At 56.8% G+C, this 3019-nt stretch carries 2 rRNA genes; both read left to right on the forward strand.

Features of this window, described 5'->3' with window-relative positions:
• A 23S ribosomal RNA gene (locus AB0J12_RS39525) occupies positions 1–2809 on the forward strand; the annotation flags it as partial.
• Positions 2810–2902: 93 nt separating this feature from the next.
• Positions 2903–3019, forward strand: a 5S ribosomal RNA gene (gene rrf / locus AB0J12_RS39530).

Below are 3019 nucleotides of genomic sequence, written 5' to 3' on the forward strand. Positions count from 1 at the left end.
CGGGGTTGTGGGATCTCTCTTTCACAGTCTGCCGGCTGTGAGGCGAGTCAGAAACCGTTGATGTAGACGAAGGACATGCGAAAGGTCCGGCGTAGAGGGTAAGACCCCCGTAGTCGAAACATCAGCGGCTCGTTTGAGAGACACCCAAGTAGCACGGGGCCCGAGAAATCCCGTGTGAATCTGGCGGGACCACCCGCTAAGCCTAAATATTCCCTGGTGACCGATAGCGGATAGTACCGTGAGGGAATGGTGAAAAGTACCCCGGGAGGGGAGTGAAATAGTACCTGAAACCGTGTGCCTACAAGCCGTGGGAGCGTCGGAAGCACTTCGGTGCTTCTCGTGACTGCGTGCCTTTTGAAGAATGAGCCTGCGAGTTTGCGGTGTGTTGCGAGGTTAACCCGAGTGGGGAAGCCGTAGCGAAAGCGAGTCCGAACAGGGCGATTTTAGTAGCACGCTCAAGACCCGAAGCGGAGTGATCTAGCCATGGGCAGGTTGAAGCGGAGGTAAGACTTCGTGGAGGACCGAACCCACCAGGGTTGAAAACCTGGGGGATGACCTGTGGTTAGGGGTGAAAGGCCAATCAAACTCCGTGATAGCTGGTTCTCCCCGAAATGCATTTAGGTGCAGCGTCGTGTGTTTCTTGCCGGAGGTAGAGCACTGGATAGGCGATGGGCCCTACCGGGTTACTGACCTTAGCCAAACTCCGAATGCCGGTAAGTGAGAGCGCGGCAGTGAGACTGTGGGGGATAAGCTCCATGGTCGAGAGGGAAACAGCCCAGAGCATCGACTAAGGCCCCTAAGCGTACGCTAAGTGGGAAAGGATGTGGAGTCGCACAGACAACCAGGAGGTTGGCTTAGAAGCAGCCACCCTTGAAAGAGTGCGTAATAGCTCACTGGTCTAGTGATTCCGCGCCGACAATGTAGCGGGGCTCAAGCGTACCGCCGAAGTCGTGTCATTGCAGCATGTACGGCCAACGCCGGCTGTGATGGGTAGGGGAGCGTCGTCTGCCGGGTGAAGCGGCACTGGAAGGTAGTCGTGGACGGTTGACGAGTGAGAATGCAGGCATGAGTAGCGATACAAACGTGAGAAACGTTTGCGCCGATTGACTAAGGGTTCCTGGGTCAAGCTGATCTGCCCAGGGTAAGTCGGGACCTAAGGCGAGGCCGACAGGCGTAGTCGATGGATAACCGGTTGATATTCCGGTACCCGCTGTGAAGCGTCAAACATCGAGCATCGTGATGCTAAGGCCGTGAAGCCGTTCCGGACCCTTCGGGGAAAGGAAAGTGGTGGAGCCGCCGGACCAAGCGGTTAGTAGGTGAGTGATGGGGTGACGCAGGAAGGTAGTCCATCCCGGGCGGTGGTTGTCCCGGGGTAAGGGTGTAGGCCGTGCGATAGGCAAATCCGTCGCACACAAGGCTGAGACCTGATGCCGAGCCGATTGCGGTGAAGTGGATGATCCTATGCTGTCGAGAAAAGCCTCTAGCGAGTTTCATGGCGGCCCGTACCCTAAACCGACTCAGGTGGTCAGGTAGAGAATACCGAGGCGTTCGGGTGAACTATGGTTAAGGAACTCGGCAAAATGCCCCCGTAACTTCGGGAGAAGGGGGGCCATGCTCGGTGATCGGATTTACTCCGTGAGCTGGGGATGGCCGCAGAGACCAGCGAGAAGCGACTGTTTACTAAAAACACAGGTCCGTGCGAAGCCGTAAGGCGATGTATACGGACTGACGCCTGCCCGGTGCTGGAACGTTAAGGGGACCGGTTAGTCACTCTTCGGGGTGGCGAAGCTGAGAACTTAAGCGCCAGTAAACGGCGGTGGTAACTATAACCATCCTAAGGTAGCGAAATTCCTTGTCGGGTAAGTTCCGACCTGCACGAATGGCGTAACGACTTCTCGACTGTCTCAACCATAGGCCCGGTGAAATTGCACTACGAGTAAAGATGCTCGTTTCGCGCAGCAGGACGGAAAGACCCCGGGACCTTTACTACAGTTTGATATTGGTGTTCGGTTCGGCTTGTGTAGGATAGCTGGGAGACTTTGAAGCTCATACGCCAGTATGGGTGGAGTCGTCGTTGAAATACCAGTCTGGTCGTGCTGGATGTCTAACCTGGGTCCGTGATCCGGATCAGGGACAGTGTCTGATGGGTAGTTTAACTGGGGCGGTTGCCTCCTAAAGAGTAACGGAGGCGCCCAAAGGTTCCCTCAGCCTGGTTGGCAATCAGGTGTTGAGTGTAAGTGCACAAGGGAGCTTGACTGTGAGACCGACGGGTCGAGCAGGGACGAAAGTCGGGACTAGTGATCCGGCGGTGGCTTGTGGAAGCGCCGTCGCTCAACGGATAAAAGGTACCCCGGGGATAACAGGCTGATCTTCCCCAAGAGTCCATATCGACGGGATGGTTTGGCACCTCGATGTCGGCTCGTCGCATCCTGGGGCTGGAGTCGGTCCCAAGGGTTGGGCTGTTCGCCCATTAAAGCGGTACGCGAGCTGGGTTTAGAACGTCGTGAGACAGTTCGGTCCCTATCCGCTGTGCGCGTAGGAGTCTTGAGAAGGGCTGTCCCTAGTACGAGAGGACCGGGACGGACGAACCTCTGGTGTGCCAGTTGTCCTGCCAAGGGCATGGCTGGTTGGCTACGTTCGGGAGGGATAACCGCTGAAAGCATCTAAGCGGGAAGCCTGCTTCGAGATGAGGACTCCCACCCACTTGATGGGGTAAGGCTCCCAGTAGACGACTGGGTTGATAGGCCGGATCTGGAAGCACGGTAACGTGTGGAGGTGACCGGTACTAATAGGCCGAGGGCTTGTCCTCAGTTGCTCGCGTCCACTGTGTTGGTTCTGAAACCACGAACGGCCCCACGTTTCACAGAGCGTGGTGCGGCATTGTTCGACAGTTTCATAGTGTTTCGGTGGTCATAGCGTAGGGGAAACGCCCGGTTACATTTCGAACCCGGAAGCTAAGCCTTACAGCGCCGATGGTACTGCAGGGGGGACCCTGTGGGAGAGTAGGACGCCGCCGAAC

This window comes from Streptomyces sp. NPDC049915 (genome assembly GCF_040656475.1).
Lineage (GTDB): Bacteria > Actinomycetota > Actinomycetes > Streptomycetales > Streptomycetaceae > Streptomyces.